The sequence below is a fragment of the Tenacibaculum sp. nBUS_03 genome (genome assembly GCF_051201695.1).
In the GTDB taxonomy this organism is placed as follows: domain Bacteria; phylum Bacteroidota; class Bacteroidia; order Flavobacteriales; family Flavobacteriaceae; genus Polaribacter.
This window is the reverse complement of record NZ_CP179214.1, coordinates 3,491,577-3,509,668: the sequence shown is the minus strand read 5'-3', so window position 1 is coordinate 3,509,668 and position 18,092 is coordinate 3,491,577. Positions and strand designations below refer to the sequence as shown.

General features: G+C 29.7%; 13 protein-coding genes and 2 pseudogenes. 13 read left to right on the top strand and 2 right to left on the bottom strand.

Translation table 11 applies throughout. The features are described 5' to 3' along the window. Nucleotide 1 precedes the first annotated feature (1 nt). The 11 genes and pseudogenes from hemW to ACMFBB_RS15875 all read left to right on the top strand — a co-directional run bounded on the left by hemW (nucleotide 2) and on the right by ACMFBB_RS15875 (nucleotide 12,885). Nucleotides 2–1,141, top strand: coding sequence for a radical SAM family heme chaperone HemW (gene hemW / locus ACMFBB_RS15925; RefSeq protein WP_435261727.1), 1,140 nt, complete (start codon nucleotides 2–4; stop codon nucleotides 1,139–1,141). Between the two features lie 13 nt (nucleotides 1,142–1,154). Then, the gene (locus ACMFBB_RS15920; protein ID WP_435261726.1) at nucleotides 1,155–1,904 is read left to right on the top strand and encodes a cyclase family protein; all 750 of its coding nucleotides are present in this window, start codon (nucleotides 1,155–1,157) and stop codon (nucleotides 1,902–1,904) included. Nucleotides 1,905–2,507: 603 nt separating this feature from the next. Next, nucleotides 2,508–3,744 (top strand): annotated as a pseudogene (locus ACMFBB_RS15915) (MFS transporter). Further along, on the top strand, nucleotides 3,710–4,087 hold the full coding sequence (locus ACMFBB_RS15910; RefSeq protein ID WP_435261725.1) for a VOC family protein: 378 nt from the start codon (nucleotides 3,710–3,712) through the stop codon (nucleotides 4,085–4,087). Before ACMFBB_RS15915 ends, ACMFBB_RS15910 begins: the two are co-directional and overlap by 35 nt. Nucleotides 4,088–4,140: 53 nt before the next feature. After that, entirely contained in the window at nucleotides 4,141–4,467 is a 327-nt protein-coding gene (locus ACMFBB_RS15905; RefSeq protein WP_435261724.1) for a nucleotide pyrophosphohydrolase, read from the top strand. Continuing rightward, the gene (locus ACMFBB_RS15900; protein ID WP_435261723.1) at nucleotides 4,468–4,716 is read left to right on the top strand and encodes a hypothetical protein; all 249 of its coding nucleotides are present in this window, start codon (nucleotides 4,468–4,470) and stop codon (nucleotides 4,714–4,716) included. A 5-nt stretch (nucleotides 4,717–4,721) separates the two neighbouring features. After that, a complete protein-coding gene (locus tag ACMFBB_RS15895) occupies nucleotides 4,722–5,948 on the top strand; it encodes a 3-phosphoshikimate 1-carboxyvinyltransferase (RefSeq protein WP_435261722.1) in 1,227 nt (408 codons plus the stop codon). 72 nt (nucleotides 5,949–6,020) lie between these two features. Continuing rightward, entirely contained in the window at nucleotides 6,021–7,070 is a 1,050-nt protein-coding gene (gene queA, locus ACMFBB_RS15890; RefSeq protein WP_435261721.1) for a tRNA preQ1(34) S-adenosylmethionine ribosyltransferase-isomerase QueA, read from the top strand. Nucleotides 7,071–7,492: 422 nt separating this feature from the next. After that, nucleotides 7,493–10,405 (top strand): T9SS type A sorting domain-containing protein, encoded by a 2,913-nt coding sequence (locus ACMFBB_RS15885; RefSeq protein ID WP_435261720.1) that lies wholly within the window; start codon nucleotides 7,493–7,495, stop codon nucleotides 10,403–10,405. Nucleotides 10,406–10,529: 124 nt separating this feature from the next. Further along, nucleotides 10,530–11,567 (top strand): 23S rRNA (adenine(2503)-C(2))-methyltransferase RlmN, encoded by a 1,038-nt coding sequence (gene rlmN / locus ACMFBB_RS15880; RefSeq protein WP_435261719.1) that lies wholly within the window; start codon nucleotides 10,530–10,532, stop codon nucleotides 11,565–11,567. A gap of 340 nt (nucleotides 11,568–11,907) precedes the next feature. Next, entirely contained in the window at nucleotides 11,908–12,885 is a 978-nt protein-coding gene (locus tag ACMFBB_RS15875; protein ID WP_435261718.1) for a polyprenyl synthetase family protein, read from the top strand. 124 nt (nucleotides 12,886–13,009) lie between these two features. Here the strand turns inward: ACMFBB_RS15875 and ACMFBB_RS15870 are convergent, their stop codons facing one another. Both ACMFBB_RS15870 and metK read right to left on the bottom strand, forming a co-directional pair. After that, nucleotides 13,010–13,282 carry a hypothetical protein gene (locus tag ACMFBB_RS15870; RefSeq protein ID WP_435261717.1) on the bottom strand — a complete coding sequence of 91 codons (273 nt, stop codon included), beginning with the start codon at nucleotides 13,280–13,282 and terminating at the stop codon, nucleotides 13,010–13,012. 232 nt (nucleotides 13,283–13,514) lie between these two features. Next, nucleotides 13,515–14,768: a methionine adenosyltransferase gene (gene metK, locus ACMFBB_RS15865; RefSeq protein ID WP_435261716.1), complete on the bottom strand. Its 1,254-nt coding sequence runs from the start codon at nucleotides 14,766–14,768 to the stop codon at nucleotides 13,515–13,517. A gap of 296 nt (nucleotides 14,769–15,064) precedes the next feature. On the opposite strand from metK, the gene trxA reads away from it, so the two are divergent. Both trxA and ACMFBB_RS15855 read left to right on the top strand, forming a co-directional pair. Then, nucleotides 15,065–15,382: a thioredoxin gene (trxA, locus tag ACMFBB_RS15860; protein WP_435261715.1), complete on the top strand. Its 318-nt coding sequence runs from the start codon at nucleotides 15,065–15,067 to the stop codon at nucleotides 15,380–15,382. Between the two features lie 107 nt (nucleotides 15,383–15,489). After that, nucleotides 15,490–18,047, top strand: a pseudogene (locus ACMFBB_RS15855) (M1 family metallopeptidase). Nucleotides 18,048–18,092 lie beyond the last annotated feature (45 nt).

Here is an 18,092-nt window from a genome sequence, read left to right as displayed (position 1 = left end):
TTTGGCAGGAATTTATTTACACATCCCTTTTTGCAAACAAGCGTGTTTTTATTGCGACTTTCATTTTTCAACTTCTTTAAAAAAGAAAGACGATTTGGTTAGTTGTCTAATGAAAGAGCTAATACTAAGAAAAAACGAATTACAAAATGAAACAATAGAAACCATCTATTTTGGCGGAGGAACCCCTAGCCTATTAACAGTTAGTGAAATTGGTCAACTCCTTAGTACTATATATAAAAACTACAAGGTAGTTAAAGCTCCTGAAATCACATTAGAAGCAAACCCTGATGATTTATCTAAAGAAAAAATAGAAGAATTAGCAAGGTCTCCTATTAACAGGTTAAGTATTGGTGTTCAATCTTTTTTTGAAGAAGATTTAAAAAGTATGAATCGTGCACATAACTCAAAAGAGGCAAAAGAATGTTTGTCGATAGCTACTCGACATTTTGAAAATATTACCATCGATTTAATTTACGGAGTACCAAATATGAGTAATAAACGTTGGAAAGAGAGTTTACAGATTGCTTTTGATTTCGGAATTAACCATATTTCGTCATATGCCTTAACCGTCGAGCCTAAAACAATATTAGATAGTTTCGTGAAAAACGGGAAATATCCTGAACCTGATGAAACCGAAGCGAAAGAACATTTTGATATTCTGGTCAATGAAACAGCAAAAAACGGATTTATTCATTATGAAATTTCTAATTTTGGAAAACCTGATTATTTTTCAAAGCATAATACAAGTTATTGGTTAGGCAAAAAATATATAGGTATTGGCCCATCAGCACATTCTTTTAACAACACGCATAGAAGTTGGAATATAGCTAATAATACGAACTACATTAAAAGCATACAACTTGGGAACCTTCCTAACGAAATTGAAATACTAACTAAAAAAGATCAATTCAATGAATATTTAATGACGGGGCTTAGGACTATTTGGGGAGTGTCTTTAGTTAAAATAAAACAAGACTTTGGAGACGTTTTTTACCAAAAATTACTTACTAATTCTCAAAAATTTATAAGCAAAGAGTTATTACAAATAACTACCTCAAAAACAGGGATTAAAGTATTAAAAACCACCAATAAAGGGAAGTTTTTAGCAGACGGACTGGCTAGTGATTTATTTATAATTTAAGTACCTTTAGCACATGATTGCAACAATTAAATACAATTTGAAAGAATATAATATTGATTTATCAAAACCTATAGATATTTCAATACCTATAAATATTTCTAAACAAAACATTAACGCTTGGTATTTAGAGGAACCTAAAATTTCTCCTGTTTCTACTGATGATTGGATAGGGAGCGTTGCTGCTGGTTCTGCTGTAAATTTTAATAACATTACATTTAATCCTCATGCACATATTACCCACACTGAATGTGTAGGGCATATTACCAAAGAAGTACATTCAATAAATAAAAAATTACAACAGTTTTTCTTTCTTGCTGAAGTAGTAACAATAACACCTGAGAAAAAAGCTAATGGTGATCAAGTAATTACATTACAGCAACTTCAAAAAGCTTTAAAAAACAAAACATGTGAAGCCATAGTCATAAGAACCTTACCTAATTCAGAAAAAAAAACATCGGCTAGATATTCTAATACAAATCCACCATATATGTTAGAAGAGGCTGCTGTTTATTTACATAAAGTGGGGGTTAAGCATTTGCTAATAGACCTTCCTTCAGTTGATAAAGAAAAAGATGAAGGAAAGTTATTAGCTCATAATGCATTTTGGAATACGAAGGGAATCATTCGCTTTGATGCTACCATAACAGAATTCATTTACGTTCCAGGTATTATAAAAGACGGAACATACTTTTTAAATCTTATGGTTGCACCTTTTGAAAATGACGCTTCTCCAAGTAAACCAATTTTATATAAACTGGTTTAAAGTGTGTAGGTCTAGCGATTTTCGTTTGTAATAAAAAAAATATTACACTTAAAAGGTAAATAGGAATCATAAATATATCTATGTAATTTTTTTATTTGTATTCTTACTGTATGTCTCTTTGTAACTACTCCTGATTTATTAATCAATTTACTTATGTTTCATCTACACTTCAAAAATAGCACAACTATTAAAGTTCGGTACACAATTTAAGTTGAAAGGTAAATTACTATCGACGAACTGAATAAATTCATCTTTAAAGCTATAATGTCTTACGTTGATTAAAAAAACACTTGTTTTATATGCTTTTATTATTTATTAAATAAAGTAGTCATCATTATTTAAAATAAATATAAAGAAGAAATTAATACCCCTATTTTGTAAAAGCTATTCTTTTTTTTAATAGTTTTGTCTTTCAATTTAGTAGAAAAATGACAATTTTTAATACATATAAGCAATGTAAATCATCTGTGAGACACAGAAGGTATCGGGCTATTAATGTATTATGATTATATTAAAATAAATTATCATTATTATAAAAAGTCCGACTTCACAGTCGGACTTTTTACTTTTATACTACTTCCAAACAACTAAATTTATAACACTATGAAAAAATTGTATTTCAATTATTTAAAAACATTTAAAGGCCTCTCGAATGAAGTTTGGTGGCTGGCCTTAATTACACTTATCAATAGGGCTGGAACTATGGTTATCCCATTTTTATCATTATATCTAACCAAAAGTTTAGAATTTACTTTGAACGATGTTGCTTGGATTATGAGCTGCTTTGGATTAGGCTCAGTAGCTGGATCATGGTTAGGTGGTAAATTAACTGATAAAATAGGTTATTACAAAGTAATGAGAGCTAGCTTACTTTTAACAGGCTTACTATTTATAACATTACAGTTTGTTGATACTTTTATAGGGTTTTGTATTGGTATATTTTTAGTAATGCTAGTTGCTGATACTTTTAGGCCAGCTATGTTTGTGGCGTTAAGTGCTTATAGTAAGCCTGAAAATAAAATCCGTTCAGTTACCTTAATTCGTTTAGCTATAAACCTTGGTTTTTCTGCACGAACCAGCAGTTGGAGGAATTATTATTACTTCTTTAGGATATAGTGGCTTATTTTGGGTAGATGGTGTTACTTGTATTTTAGCCACTGTTCTATTAATAAATGTATTGCATCCTAAAAAATCAAAAGTAGTTGATGAAGTAAAAGTAGAACATCCTATCTCTGTTTTTTCTGACAAAGCTTTCTGGATATTTTTTATTGGAATGTTTATGTTCGGTTTTATATTCTTACAATATTTTTCAACAATGCCTTTGTATTATAAAGACGGACATCATTTATCTGAATTAGAAATTGGATTACTTTTAGGGTTCAATGGCTTTATCATATTTGCTCTAGAAATGCCTTTAATTGCATGGTTACAAAAAAGTAAATACTCTAAAGAATCTTTAATTTTTTTTGGACTATTTTTAACAGGGTTAAGCTTTTTAGTTTTGAATCTTACAAGCTGGGTAGGTGTTTTAGTAATAGGAATGCTACTTATGACCATTGGAGAAATGATTGCATTTCCTTTTTCAAATGCCTTTGTAATGGATAGAGCTAAAAAGGGTAACCAAGGAGAATATATGGCATATTATAGTATTGCTTTTTCAGCTTCTCACATATTTGGTCATAATGCAGGTTTACAATTCATTGACAAATTAGGTTTTGATGGTACATGGAGTATCATGACTGGTTTATCAATTATCGGAATGTCTGCTATTTTAATTTTAATACGCACAGTTAAAAAAGAAAAACATGAACTTAAACCAAGTAACTCTGCCCTCAACTAATGTTGAAAAATCAGTAATATTTTACACAAAACTTGGCTTGCATCTCATTGTAGATGCAAGCCCTAGATACGTACGTTTTGAATTACCTAATGGAGATAGCACACTATCTATTCATAAAGTTAATGCAGTTTCAACAGAAAATAATCCTATAATTTATTTTGAAGATGAAAATCTTGATGCTGTTGTAAAAGAATTACAAAAAAAAGGTATAGAATTTTCTAAACTACCTAAAAGTCAAACATGGCTTTGGCGTGAAGCTCATTTGGAAGACCCTGATGGAAACAAACTTATTTTATATAAAGCTGGAAAGAATAGAAAAAATCCACCTTGGAGAATTAATTAGCAGTAAGAAACTTTATATTTGAACTCTTAAAAGAAGATAAAAAAAACTACCTAATGAATATTCAAGACGCACAAAAACAAGTAGATGATTGGATTAAAAAACATGGAGTTCGTTATTTTAACGAATTAACCAATATGGCACAATTAACAGAAGAAGTTGGTGAAGTTGCCAGAATTATTGCGCGTAGATATGGTGAGCAAAGTGAAAAAGAAAGTGACAAAGAAAAAGATTTAGGAGAAGAATTAGCAGACGTTATGTTTGTAGTACTCTGTTTAGCAAATCAGACAGGAGTTAACTTACAAGAATCTTTTGATAAAAAGTTAGACATAAAAACAAAGCGAGACCATAATCGCCATCACAACAACGAAAAACTAAAATAAATGAGTTTATCACAAAAAATCCAACAACCAATATTTTGGAAAAACGTAGCTAAAGTTGCCATCCCTTTTTTTATTGTCGTTACAATTATTTCACTTTTTATGAATAGTTGGCGTGACATTTTTGCAGGAAACTTTGATCTTGTTAATCAAACAAATTTTTCTGGAGGAAAATGGAAACAATTTTGGGGCTTCAAAATAGTACTAAGCTTTTTATATGGAATTTGGATGACTAACAAAAAAATGGTGTAAACCTCATGAACTTACAACTAAACACAACAACTACTGCTTTAGAAGCTGAAATCACTATTTCAGGTTCAAAAAGTGAATCAAATAGGTTATTAATTTTACAACAATTATACCCTAATTTACACATTGAAAATTTATCTGACTCTGATGATACTCATCATCTACAAGATGCCTTATCTTCCAAAAATGAAATAGCAGATATTGGACATGCAGGTACTGCAATGAGATTTTTAACTGCTTTTTTTGCATCCCAACAAGGAATTATAAAAATTTTACAAGGATCAGACAGAATGCATAATCGACCTATTGAAATTTTGGTAGATGCATTACGTTCTTTAGGTGCAGATATTACTTACTTAAAAAAAGAAGGCTACCCTCCTTTAAAAATCGTAGGTAAAAAATTAATTAAAAGTACTGTTACTATTAATGGTAATGTAAGTAGTCAATACATATCTGCATTGATGCTTATTGGCCCTAGTTTAGAAAATGGTCTTAGTATTGAACTTTTGGGTAAAATAACTTCTGTTCCATATATAAATATGACGCTTTCATTACTACATCAAATGGGAATTGAAGCTAATTTCAGTGGCCAAACCATAACCGTTTCACCTAAAAAATCTACAGATAATCAAACAATTGTAGTAGAATCTGATTGGAGTTCTGCATCTTATTTTTATTCATTAATAGCAATGAGTGCGGTAAATTCAACAGTAAAATTAACTGCTTATAAAGAAAATAGTTTGCAAGGAGATAGTTCTTTAGCTTCTATATACAAGCATTTTGGAGTTACTACACATTTTGAACAAAATAGCATTGTTTTAACTAAAAAAGAAACTCATTCAAATAATACTCTTATTCAAGATTTAAAAAACGCTCCTGATATTGCACAAACTATAGCTGTTACATGTTTTGGTTTGGGTATAGCCTGTGATTTAACTGGATTACACACCCTAAAAATCAAGGAAACAGATAGGTTAGAAGCACTACGTGAAGAACTTACTAAACTCGGAGCATCTATTAGTGTAACTAATGAAAGTTTACACTTAAAACCGTCGTCAAAAATTAATAAAAACATACAAATTTCAACCTATAACGATCATCGAATGGCAATGGCTTTTGCTCCTTTGGCTTTAAAAACAACAGTTATAATAAAAGAAGCAAAAGTAGTAACTAAATCATACAGAAATTTCTGGGATGACATGAATAAAATAGGGATAGATACTTGCGAGATATAAAATAATACGTTATTAACTTGACAACGCCTATTTCGATATTGTATATTTGCCCTCGTTTAGAAAATTTTACATATGAAGTTATCAAATTTTGAATTTGAATTACCAGAGGAATTATTAGCAGAATACCCTTCAGAACATAGAGATGAGGCTCGTTTAATGGTATTACACCGAGACACTCAAAAAATTGAGCATAAATTATTTAAAGATTTAATCAATTATTTTGACGAAGGTGATGTAATGATGTTAAACAACACGAAAGTGTTTCCTGCCCGTATGTTCGGTAATAAAGAAAAAACAGGAGCTCGTATCGAAGTATTTTTATTACGTGAACTAAATGCTGAAAACCGCTTATGGGACGTATTAGTTGACCCTGCTCGTAAAATTAGAATTGGAAATAAGTTATTTTTTGGAAATGACGATAGTTTAGTTGCTGAGGTAATAGACAATACAACATCTCGAGGAAGAACTTTACGTTTCTTATTTGATGGTTCTTATGAAGAATTCAGAAAAAAATTATTAGAATTAGGAGAAACTCCTTTACCAAAATATATAAAGCGTGATGTTGAACCTGAAGATGAGCAACGTTACCAAACCATTTTTGCTAAACATGAAGGAGCTGTAGCTGCACCAACTGCTGGATTACACTTTTCTAAACACTTAATGAAACGTTTAGAAATTAAAGGCATTGATTTTGCAGAGATGACTTTACATGTTGGCCTAGGTACTTTTAACCCTGTTGAAGTTGAAGATTTATCTAAGCATAAAATGGATTCTGAAAAAATTATAATACCTGAAGAAAGTGTTGGTATTATTAATAATGCAATAAATACAAAACGTAAAGTTTGTGCTGTAGGTACTACTGTTATGCGTACAGTAGAATCATCTGTATCTTCTAGTAATAGATTAAATGAGTACAACGGATGGACAAATAAATTTATTTTTCCTCCTTATGACTTTAGTATTGCTAATTGTATGATAACAAACTTTCACACACCAAAATCTACTTTATTAATGATGGTATCTGCTTTTGCAGGTCATGACTTTATGATGGAAGCATATCAAGAAGCGATAAAAGAAAAATATAAATTTTACACCTACGGTGATGCCATGTTAATTTTATAATTAGCATAACAAAATAACCTTTTAAAGCTCCATTATAAAATGGAGCTTTTTTTTAATCTAATTTTAGCTTAAATCCTCTTCATTAAAATTCAAGTCTACTCTTCTAAATTTTAATTATTGTTGATAGATTTTTACTACTATTAGTTTTCATATTTCAAAAAAAAAATTACTTTTAATGTCTGAAAGAAAAAAAAATTAATAACCTTATAAAATTACTATGCTTAAAAAATCACACTCTAAACTTACAATTTAAAAAAAGCTTTCTTTAAGCTCATTTCTAATTAATTCTATTATCAATCTAAACTTTGTACTCCTTACAATGAGTATGTTTTGTTCATTTATATAGTTTTTACTACCTATAAATTGCCATGCTCTATTGTTTGTAAATACCTCTGAAAACCAAATATATAAAAACAATGAAAATGATGAGAAAATTTACTTTATTATTACTATTTACTTGCAGCATTGTGCTCTCTCAAAATACTTACATTCCTGATGATAACTTTGAACAAGCTTTAATTGATTTAGGTTATGATTCTGGTACGTTAGATGATTATGTACCTACTGCTAATATTAAATCCTTAACCAACTTAACTATTAACAGTAAAAACATTAAAGACCTTACCGGTATTCAAGATTTCGCTGCTTTAAAAAACCTGAGTGCACCATACAACAAACTCAAAAACATTAACCTTTCCAAAAATACTAATCTAGAAAAATTAACACTACATAATAACGAACTAACCAGTTTAGATATTTCTAATAATCCGTTAATAACGTGGCTAAATGTATACAATAATCAATTTGTCACTATTCAGATTTCTAACAATTCAGCTTTGAGTCAACTGTATGTTAGCAACCTTGACGACTTAAACACAAATAACAACCCTAATTTAAAATTAATTTCATTAAATAATAGCAACATAACTTCTTTAAATGTTTCTAATAATACACAGTTAACACATTTAATCTGCAATAATAACAAGCTAACTAGTTTAGATGTTTCTCAAAACAGCAAACTAAAAACACTTGAAGTTAAAAACAACCAGCTTACTTTTTTAAACCTAAGGAACGGAAAAAACACTAAACTAAGTACTTTTAATGCTACCAATAACCCTGATCTAACCTGTATTGAAGTAGATAATAAAGACTACAGTGATACCAATTGGGACGATTTAAAAGATAATACTGCTAAATATAGTGAAACTTGTTCTTCTAATGATGCAACCTATGTTCCTGATGATAACTTTGAACAAGCTTTAATTGATTTAGGTTATGATTCTGGTGCCTTAGATAATTATGTACCTACTGCTAACATTGACAAAGTAACTTACCTATACATTCAAGGCAAGAGCATTAGTGATTTAACAGGTATTCAAGATTTTATAGAATTGGGACTTCTATATGCAAATCGTAATAATTTAACTAGTATTGATCTTACCAAAAATACACGATTAAATACATTAAATCTAGACAGTAATCAACTAAAAACTTTGGATGTTTCTAAAAACACTGAATTGACTAGTATCTTTGCTGCTAACAATCAATTAACTTCTTTAGAGCTATCTACTAACAACAAATTAACTAGCATTCAAGTAGACAATAATCAATTAACTTCTTTAGATGTTAGCCTAAATAAAATAGTAAACTTTATAACAGCTGGCAATAATAAACTGAATAACTTAAACTTGCAAAACGGTAATAATAGTGACTTTTTAATGGACACTACCTTTAAAAACAATCCTGAATTAACGTGTATTCAAGTAGATAATTCAGACTTTAGCAATGCTAATTGGGATACTTTTAAAGATGAAACTGCCTATTTTAGTGAAAATTGTGATTCAGGGTTAACGTACGTGCCTGATGACAACTTTGAACAAGCTTTAATTGATTTAGGTTATGATTCTGGTGCCTTAGATGATTATGTACCTACTGCTAACATTGATAAAGTAACTTACCTATACATTCAAGGCAAGAGCATTCGTGATTTAACAGGTATTCAAGATTTTATAGAATTGGGACTTCTATATGCAAATCGTAATAATTTAACTAGTATTGATCTTACCAAAAATACACGATTAAATACATTAAATCTAGACAGTAATCAACTAAAAACTTTGGATGTTTCTAAAAACACTGAATTGACTAGTATCTTTGCTGCTAACAATCAATTAACTTCTTTAGAGCTATCTACTAACAACAAATTAACTAGCGTTCAAGTAGACAATAATCAATTAACTTCTTTAGATGTTAGCCTAAATAAAGTAGTAAACTTTATAACAGCTGGCAATAATAAACTGAATAACTTAAACTTGCAAAACGGTAATAATAGTGACTTTTTAATGGACACTACCTTTAAAAACAATCCTGAATTAACGTGTATTCAAGTAGATAATACCGACTTTAGCAATGCTAATTGGAATACTTTTAAAGATGAAACTGCCTATTTTAGTGAAAATTGTGATTCAGGGTTAACGTACGTGCCTGATGACAACTTTGAACAAGCTTTAATTGACTTAGGTTATGATTCTGGTGCCTTAGATGATTATGTACCTACTGCTAATATTGATAAAGTAACTTACCTATACATTCAAGACAAGAGCATTCGTGACTTAACAGGGATTCAAGATTTTATAGAATTGGGACTTCTATATGCAAATCGTAATAATTTAACTAGTATTGATCTTACCAAAAGTACACGGTTAAATACATTAAATCTAGACAGTAATCAACTAAAAACTTTGGATCTTTCTAAAAACACTGAATTAACTAGTATTTTTGCAGCTAACAATCAATTAACTTCTTTAGAGCTATCTACTAACAACAAATTAACTAGCGTTCAAGTAGACAATAATCAATTAACTTCTTTAGATGTTAGCCTAAATAAAGTAGTAAACTTTATAACAGCTGACAATAATAAACTGAATAGCTTAAACTTGAAAAACGGTAATAATAGTGACTTTTTAATGGACACTACCTTTAAAAACAACCCTGAATTAACATGTATTCAAGTAGATAATACCGACTTTAGCAATACTAATTGGAATACTTTTAAAGATGAAACTGCTTCTTATGATGAAAACTGTGTTACTAATTCTATTAAAAAATTTAGTCTACAAAACATTCAGCTATACCCTAATCCTGCGAACAACCTAATTACAATTCAGATAGATCATACCATTGAAAAAATTGATATTTATACAGTGCATGGAGTAAAAATAGGAACAGCTATTAATGGACAAGTTGATGTTAGTAAACTTAACAGTGGTATTTATTTAGCAAAAATTTACACAAATACTAACAAATCAGGTATCAAACGTTTTATTAAGCAATAAAAATTAACACATACTATTCATAAAAAGCTGTCGTAATGGGCAGCTTTTTTTATGGCTTCACAATTCATCCATTTACACTAACTTTGCAACTTAATTATAATAATCATTTTTCAATCTAATAGGTTTGAGTAAGAAAAAAGACATACGCGCATTAACTAAAGAACAATTACGTGATTTTTTTGTAAAAAATCACGATAAAGCTTTTCGTGGTAACCAAGTGTATGAATGGTTATGGCATAAAGTAGCCCACTCTTTTGATGATATGACTAATTTATCTAAAGAAACACGTAAAATGTTAGATGATAACTTTGTTATTAATCATATTTTGGTTGACACCATGCAACGTAGTAAAGACGGCACTATTAAAAACGCTATAAAACTACATGATGGTTTAGTTGTTGAGTCTGTCTTAATTCCTACTGAAAAAAGAACTACTGCTTGCGTTTCTAGCCAGGTTGGATGTAGCTTAGATTGTAAATTTTGCGCTACTGCTCGTTTAAAACGTATGCGAAACTTAAATCCTGATGAAATTTATGACCAAGTAGCCGCAATTGATAAACAAAGTAGATTATATCATAACCATAAATTATCAAACATTGTATTTATGGGTATGGGAGAACCTTTAATGAATTATAAAAATGTCATTAAAGCTATAGATAAAATCACCTCACCTGAAGGGCTAGGAATGGCTGCAAGAAGAATAACAGTTTCTACTTCTGGAGTTCCAAAGATCATAAAAAAAATGGCTGATGATGAAGTCCGTTTCAATTTAGCTGTATCATTACACTCTGCTATCGATGAAGTAAGAACCTCAATTATGCCTTTCAATAATATTTTTCCTTTAAAAGATTTAAGAGAATCTTTAGAATATTGGTATGAAAAAACCAATAGAAAAATAACCTACGAATATGTAGTTTGGAATGGAATTAATGATAAAAAAGAAGACATCGATGCCTTAGTTAAATTTTGTAAACATGTACCCTGTAAAGTTAACTTGATTGAATACAATCCAATTGATGACGGTGAATTTCAACAAGCTTCTGAAAGAGCTTTAAACAATTATATTTCAAATCTAGAAATGAATGATATTGTAGTTAATGTTAGACGTTCAAGAGGAAAGGATATTGATGCTGCTTGTGGACAATTGGCTAACAAATCGTAACTTATTTTTAATAACGTACTACTAATTCAAATTTAACAAGCAAAAACAGGAATCATTTTTGCTATTTTATTAGGCTGTAAATTTATTACAAGGCTCTATTATAGAGCGCTACTTATGATTACTATACTAATCATTCTTTTTTAATTTTTAAACAAATATTATTTCGGTTTTTTATTTCCTATTTATGATTACCTCATCTCTATAGCCCCCTAAAAAAATCATCAGAAAATACTATTAATATTTACACTGAAATCAAAATAGCAAGAAAAGTTTCACGGTTATATTGTTTATATTTCAAACACAGAGAATCCCTAATTTATTCTTACTTTTGTTTACTATTATGAAGCCAGTAGAGCAAATAAAAATTCCTATAGCAAAAGAAATGGAACTCTTTGAAACAAAGTTCAAAGACGCCATGTTATCAAAAGTTCCATTATTAAATCGTATTACTTATTATATCGTTCGTCGCAAAGGAAAACAAATGCGTCCAATGTTTATTTTTTTAGTTGCCAAAATGGTTTCTGACGGTGGTTTTGATGAACGGACCTATCGCGGCGCCTCAGTAGTAGAATTAATCCATACCGCTACTCTAGTTCATGATGACGTAGTTGATGACAGTAATCGTCGAAGAGGTTTCTTTTCTATTAATGCTTTATGGAAAAATAAAATTGCTGTTTTGGTTGGTGACTTTTTACTTTCTAAAGGACTACTTCTCTCAATTGATAATGAAGATTTCGATATTTTAAAGCTTATTTCTATTGCTGTACGTGAAATGAGTGAGGGGGAATTATTACAGATTGAAAAAGCTCGTAAACTAGACATTACTGAAGAAGTTTATTTTGAAATCATACGTCAAAAAACCGCTACATTAATCGCTGCTTGTTGTGGTATTGGTGCTGCCTCTGTTGGTGTTAAAAATGAAACAGTACAACAAATGCGTAAATTTGGTGAGTATATTGGCATTGCTTTTCAAATTAAGGATGATTTATTTGACTATACTGAAGATAAAATAGGAAAACCAACAGGTATTGATATTAAGGAACAAAAAATGACATTACCTTTAATTTATTCACTAAACAATTGTACTAGTAATGAAAAATCTTGGTTAATTAACTCTGTTAAAAAGCATAACAAGAATAAAAAACGAGTTAAAGAAGTAATTACTTTCGTAAAAAACAATGGCGGTTTAGAATACACTACTAAAAAAATGCACGACTACAAAAATAAAGCATTAGCGATTCTTAAAAACTACCCAGATTCTATATATAAAGATTCTTTATTACAAATGATTAATTATGTAGTTGAACGAAAAATTTAATAATTATTACTTTTAACCGGAACAAAGAATGAAATTAGCATATCTATTCAATTAAAAATTTTAACTTACGATTAACAAACTCGTTTAAGATATTTTATTTAATAGTTACTCAGCTACCCACATTTTATGCTATTGCTCGTTTTTTCTCCAACCAAGAATTAACACCACCTAATCTTTTTGCTTCGTAAAAATTATCTCCTTTTAAAATACAATTTTCTTGTGATAAACTATTATCTACTTTTATAAACCTATATAAAATTAACTTCAAAATAGACTCTTTAACATCTTCATATGTAATTTCAATATCGTTATTGTTATCAATTACATCTTGAATAAAATTTTCGATTCTAGTAAACTTTGTATTAAATAATAATGCTTTAAAAACTACCTCTTCCATAATAATAGTGTTAGATACAAACAAATTTATTTATAACACTGCTTATTAAAAAGGTGATAACCGCAGAAATTAATGTGATTTTCCGTAAAAGTTCAAAATTTTATTGTAAAAAACATACAACGAAGAAATCTCTCTAAAAAAGGAAATTTTCTTATTACACTTCATTAAAAGTACCAACAAAAAAGCCTCAGAAAATACTGAGGCTCATTATATAATTTAAATTAAAAAATTCTTATAAGTTAAAACTCTCTTTAACTTTAGCTACATAATCTAATTTTTCCCATGTAAACAATTCTACATCCATTGTTTTACTTTCTCCATTTGGTTGAGTAAAACTTTTAGATACCACTTCATTTAAACGCCCCATATGACCATAAGCAGCAGTTTCACTATACATGGGTGTACGCAATTTTAATCTAGATTCAATGGCATGTGGACGCATATCAAAAATCTCTGAAACTTTTTTAGCTACTTCACCATCATTTAAATCAACCTTTGAAGTACCATATGTATCTACAAAAACCCCCATTGGCTCTACAACTCCAATTGCATATGAAACTTGAACTAAAACTTCATCGGCCACACCAGCAGCAACTAAATTTTTAGCAATATGTCGTGTAGCATACGCTGCAGACCTATCTACTTTACTAGGATCTTTTCCTGAAAAAGCTCCACCTCCATGGGCTCCTTTTCCTCCATAAGTATCTACAATAATCTTACGACCTGTTAGTCCAGTATCACCATGCGGGCCTCCAATTACAAACTTCCCTGTTGGGTTTATATGATATTTAATATCATCATTAAATAAAGCTTGAATGTTTGGTGCTAATTGAGCTTTAACTCTAGGAATTAAAATCTCAACAATATCTTTTCTAATTTTTGCTAGCATTTCCTCATCATCAGCAAAATCATCATGCTGCGTAGAAACAACAATCGCTTCAATGCGTTGTGGTATATTATCATCAGAATACTCAATAGTTACCTGACTTTTTGCATCTGGACGTAAATAAGCTATAGCATCATTTTCTCTACGTAAAACTGCTAATTCCTTTAAAATTAAGTGAGATAAATCTAAGGCTAAAGGCATATAGTTTTCAGTTTCTTTAGTAGCATATCCAAACATCATACCTTGATCTCCAGCCCCTTGCTCTTCTTTACTAGCTCTATCAACACCTCTATTAATATCATCAGATTGTTCATGAATTGCTGATAAAACTCCACATGAGTTTCCATCAAACATATACTCACCTTTAGTGTATCCTATTTTATTTATTACATCTCTAGCTATTTTTTGAACATCTAAATACGTGTTCGACTTTACTTCTCCAGCTAACACCACCTGTCCTGTTGTAACTAATGTCTCACAAGCCACTTTAGATTCAGGATCAAAAGCTAAAAAATTATCTATTAAAGCATCAGAAATTTGGTCAGCTACTTTATCAGGATGTCCTTCTGAAACACTTTCAGAGGTAAAAAAATATGGCATAATTTTATTCTTTTTTATTTTGATTGAAAAAAGTTTGTTTAGATTGCTGCAAAAAGAAGTAGTGTATACTGCTTTAGCATTTTTTAATGAGGTTGCAATCAGAACAAATTTCTCCTCTAATTATTATCTAACAAAAATAAAGATTATTTTATATACTAAAAAACAAAGTAGTAATAAAAACTATTGATGCCATGATAATAAAAACTAATTTTCTTAAAATTGAAATGGTAAAATATTTGTTTACATTTGTGGCAGTTAACTAAAAATAATAACCTCTAAATTAAAAATATAATAGAATGGCATTAGAAATTACAGATGCTTCTTTTGAAGAAGTAGTATTAAAATCAGACAAACCAGTATTAGTTGATTTTTGGGCAGCTTGGTGTGAGCCATGTAGAATGGTTTCTCCTATTGTTGATGAAATAAGCGGTGAATACGCAGGAAAAGCAGTTGTTGGTAAAGTTGACGTTGACGCTAACCAAGAGTTTGCTGCCAAATATGGGGTAAGAAACATCCCTACTGTATTAATTTTTAAAAACGGGGAAGTGGTTGACAAACAAGTAGGTGCAGCTCCAAAAAAAACATATACAGATAAAATTGACGCTAACTTATAGTCGTTCATTTTATTAATTACACAATAAAAAAGGTTTAGCAATTGCTAAACCTTTTTTATTTTTACCTTTTAAACAAACAACTTCATACTAACTCCTTTTCTTAAATTATGAATAAATATATCATTACTTTAAGTTTATTGATATTCTTTTTTTCTTGTAAAAAAGAACAACAACTAACTACAAAAAACATCGAAAAAGGTATTTCTTTGAGCTTGGCACAACTTAGAAACAAACAAATAAAAGATGTCATTTATGATTTAACTTTTCATATACCCTCTAATGAAGAAGAGAAAATACCCGCTAAACTTTCTTTATCACTCAATATAATCAATACAAAAAACGATTTAATTTTAGATTTTAATGAAAAAACAGCTCATTTAAAATCAATAATAGTTAATAATACTTCTAGTAGTATTCAACATAAAGATGAGCATATACTTATAAATAAATCCCTTTTAAAAACTGGAATAAATAATATAGTCATTGAATTTAATGCGGGAGAACTTTCTTTAAATAGAAATGAAGAGTATTTATATACCCTTTTAGTACCAGATAGAGCTAGCACTTTATTCCCTTGCTTTGATCAGCCAGATATTAAAGCCAACTACAATTTAAAAATTACTGCCCCCAAAGACTGGAAAGTACTGTGTGGTGCTTTTGAGAAGAATACAATCCTAAAAGGTGATTTTGTAGAGCACCATTTTAGACAAACAGATAAAATGAGCACCTATTTATTTTCATTTATTGCTGGTAAGTTTAATGAAGAGATTAAAAACCCTGGGGCATTTCCTATGCGTCTTTTATATAGGGAAACCGATTCTAATAAAAAAAATAAAAGTTTAAATGCTATTTTCTCTATTCATCAAAACTCATTAAATTTTTTAGAAAAGTACACCAACTATAGTTTTCCTTTTCAAAAAATGGATTTTGCTACCATCCCTCCTTTTCAATATGGTGGCATGGAACATACTGGAGCTATTCAGTATAGAGAAAACCTACTTTTTTTAGATGAAAATGCTACTCAAACACACAAACTACGTCGAGCAAAGTTAATAGCACATGAAACTTCTCATATGTGGTTTGGTAACTTAGTAACCATGCGTTGGTTTGATGATGTTTGGATGAAAGAAGTATTTGCGAATTTTATGGCTGACAAAATTATGAATCCAGTTTTTCCTGAGGTAAATCATGATCTAAATTTTATGATGTCTCATTACCCTAGCGCATACTCTGAAGATAGAACAAAAGGACCAACCCTATACGTCAGCATTTAGATAATTTAAAAAATGCAGGTTCATTATACGGACGAATCATATACAACAAGGCTCCTATTATGATGCGTCAATTAGAGCTATTAGTAGGTAAAGATAGCTTTCAAAAAGGGATACAAGAATATATTACTACCTATGCAAATAACAATGCAGACTGGAATGAACTTGTTGCTATTTTTGATAAAAACTCCACTAAAAATATTACTAAATGGAGTACTATTTGGGTAAATTCATCAGGTCGTCCTGTTATATCTGATACAATTACGTATAAGAATGGAAACATCGATTCATTTATCATTCAACAAAAGGCCGAAGACGGTTCTACCAATATTTGGGAGCAATCTTTCTCTATTGGTTTAGTATATCCAAATGAAGTAAAAATAGTTTCTTGCAATTTAAATGAGCAATCAATTTCAATAAATGAAGCTATCGGACTTCCTAAACCTCAAGAAATAATATATAACTATAATGGTTTTGGTTATGGTGTTTTTCCTTTTAACAATGATGCAGTTTTTTTAATTAAAAATGATATTGCTAGGGGACATACTTATATTAATTTATTTGAAAATATGCTATCTGGAAAAACTCCTGTAAAAAAAGCCCTGAATTCCTTTTTAGCCGGGTTAAGTTCAGAAAAAAACGAACTAATACTTAACTATATTACCAATAGTATTAATACTATTTTTTGGAAATTTTTAACTAAAAATGAACGTAAAGAAACAGGTATTAGTTTAACCAAAATAATTACTACTGAATTATCAAAATCAAATTCAAAAAACATACATAAAACTCTTTATAATTTGCTTACTAATGTTGCTTATCAAAAAACTGGGACTGAAATTTTATATGGATTATGGAGTAAAAAAGTTTTAGCTAAAAACTTTACACTAAATGAAAGTGATTTAACAAATTTAGCTATGAAACTAGCGATATATGAACATCCAGAATCTGATAAAATTCTAGCAAAACAACTTGAAAACATCACTAATAAAGATAAAAAAGAACGTTTTGCTTGGTTACTTCCTTCACTCTCTTCAAATGAAAAGACTCGCGATGATTTTATGCGTTCTTTAAAAGACGCTAAAAATAGAGAAAAAGAATCATGGGTTACTACAGCTTTAGGAAACATTCATCACCCGCTTAGGCAAAAAAATTCAATCAAACATTTAAAAACATGTTTACACCTTTTAGAGGAAATTCAATTAACTGGTGATATATTTTTTCCGAAAAGATGGTTAACTAGCTCAGTTGGAAATTATACCTCAAAAGAAGCACATTTAGTAGTTCAAGCTTTTTTAAATGAAAACCCTAAATACAATCCAGTGCTTTTAAAAAAATTACGAATGGTAATTGACACAATGGAAAGAGTGCAACATATTAACAAACAGAATTAACAGATTTCACAAAAAAACCTCCATCAATTGATGGAGGTTTTATTT

Bases quoted from the DNA above. Each gene is read 5' to 3' on its own strand.
- ACMFBB_RS15900 (WP_435261723.1), top strand. From the start codon at position 4,468: ATGAGTTTATCACAAAAAATCCAACAACCAATATTTTGGAAAAACGTA.
- ACMFBB_RS15895 (WP_435261722.1), top strand. From the start codon at position 4,722: ATGAACTTACAACTAAACACAACAACTACTGCTTTAGAAGCTGAAATC.
- trxA (WP_435261715.1), top strand. From the start codon at position 15,065: ATGGCATTAGAAATTACAGATGCTTCTTTTGAAGAAGTAGTATTAAAA.
- ACMFBB_RS15875 (WP_435261718.1), top strand. From the start codon at position 11,908: ATGAAGCCAGTAGAGCAAATAAAAATTCCTATAGCAAAAGAAATGGAA.
- ACMFBB_RS15905 (WP_435261724.1), top strand. From the start codon at position 4,141: ATGAATATTCAAGACGCACAAAAACAAGTAGATGATTGGATTAAAAAA.
- ACMFBB_RS15870 (WP_435261717.1), bottom strand. From the start codon at position 13,282: ATGGAAGAGGTAGTTTTTAAAGCATTATTATTTAATACAAAGTTTACT.
- metK (WP_435261716.1), bottom strand. From the start codon at position 14,768: ATGCCATATTTTTTTACCTCTGAAAGTGTTTCAGAAGGACATCCTGAT.
- queA (WP_435261721.1), top strand. From the start codon at position 6,021: ATGAAGTTATCAAATTTTGAATTTGAATTACCAGAGGAATTATTAGCA.
- ACMFBB_RS15910 (WP_435261725.1), top strand. From the start codon at position 3,710: ATGAACTTAAACCAAGTAACTCTGCCCTCAACTAATGTTGAAAAATCA.
- ACMFBB_RS15885 (WP_435261720.1), top strand. From the start codon at position 7,493: ATGATGAGAAAATTTACTTTATTATTACTATTTACTTGCAGCATTGTG.
- ACMFBB_RS15920 (WP_435261726.1), top strand. From the start codon at position 1,155: ATGATTGCAACAATTAAATACAATTTGAAAGAATATAATATTGATTTA.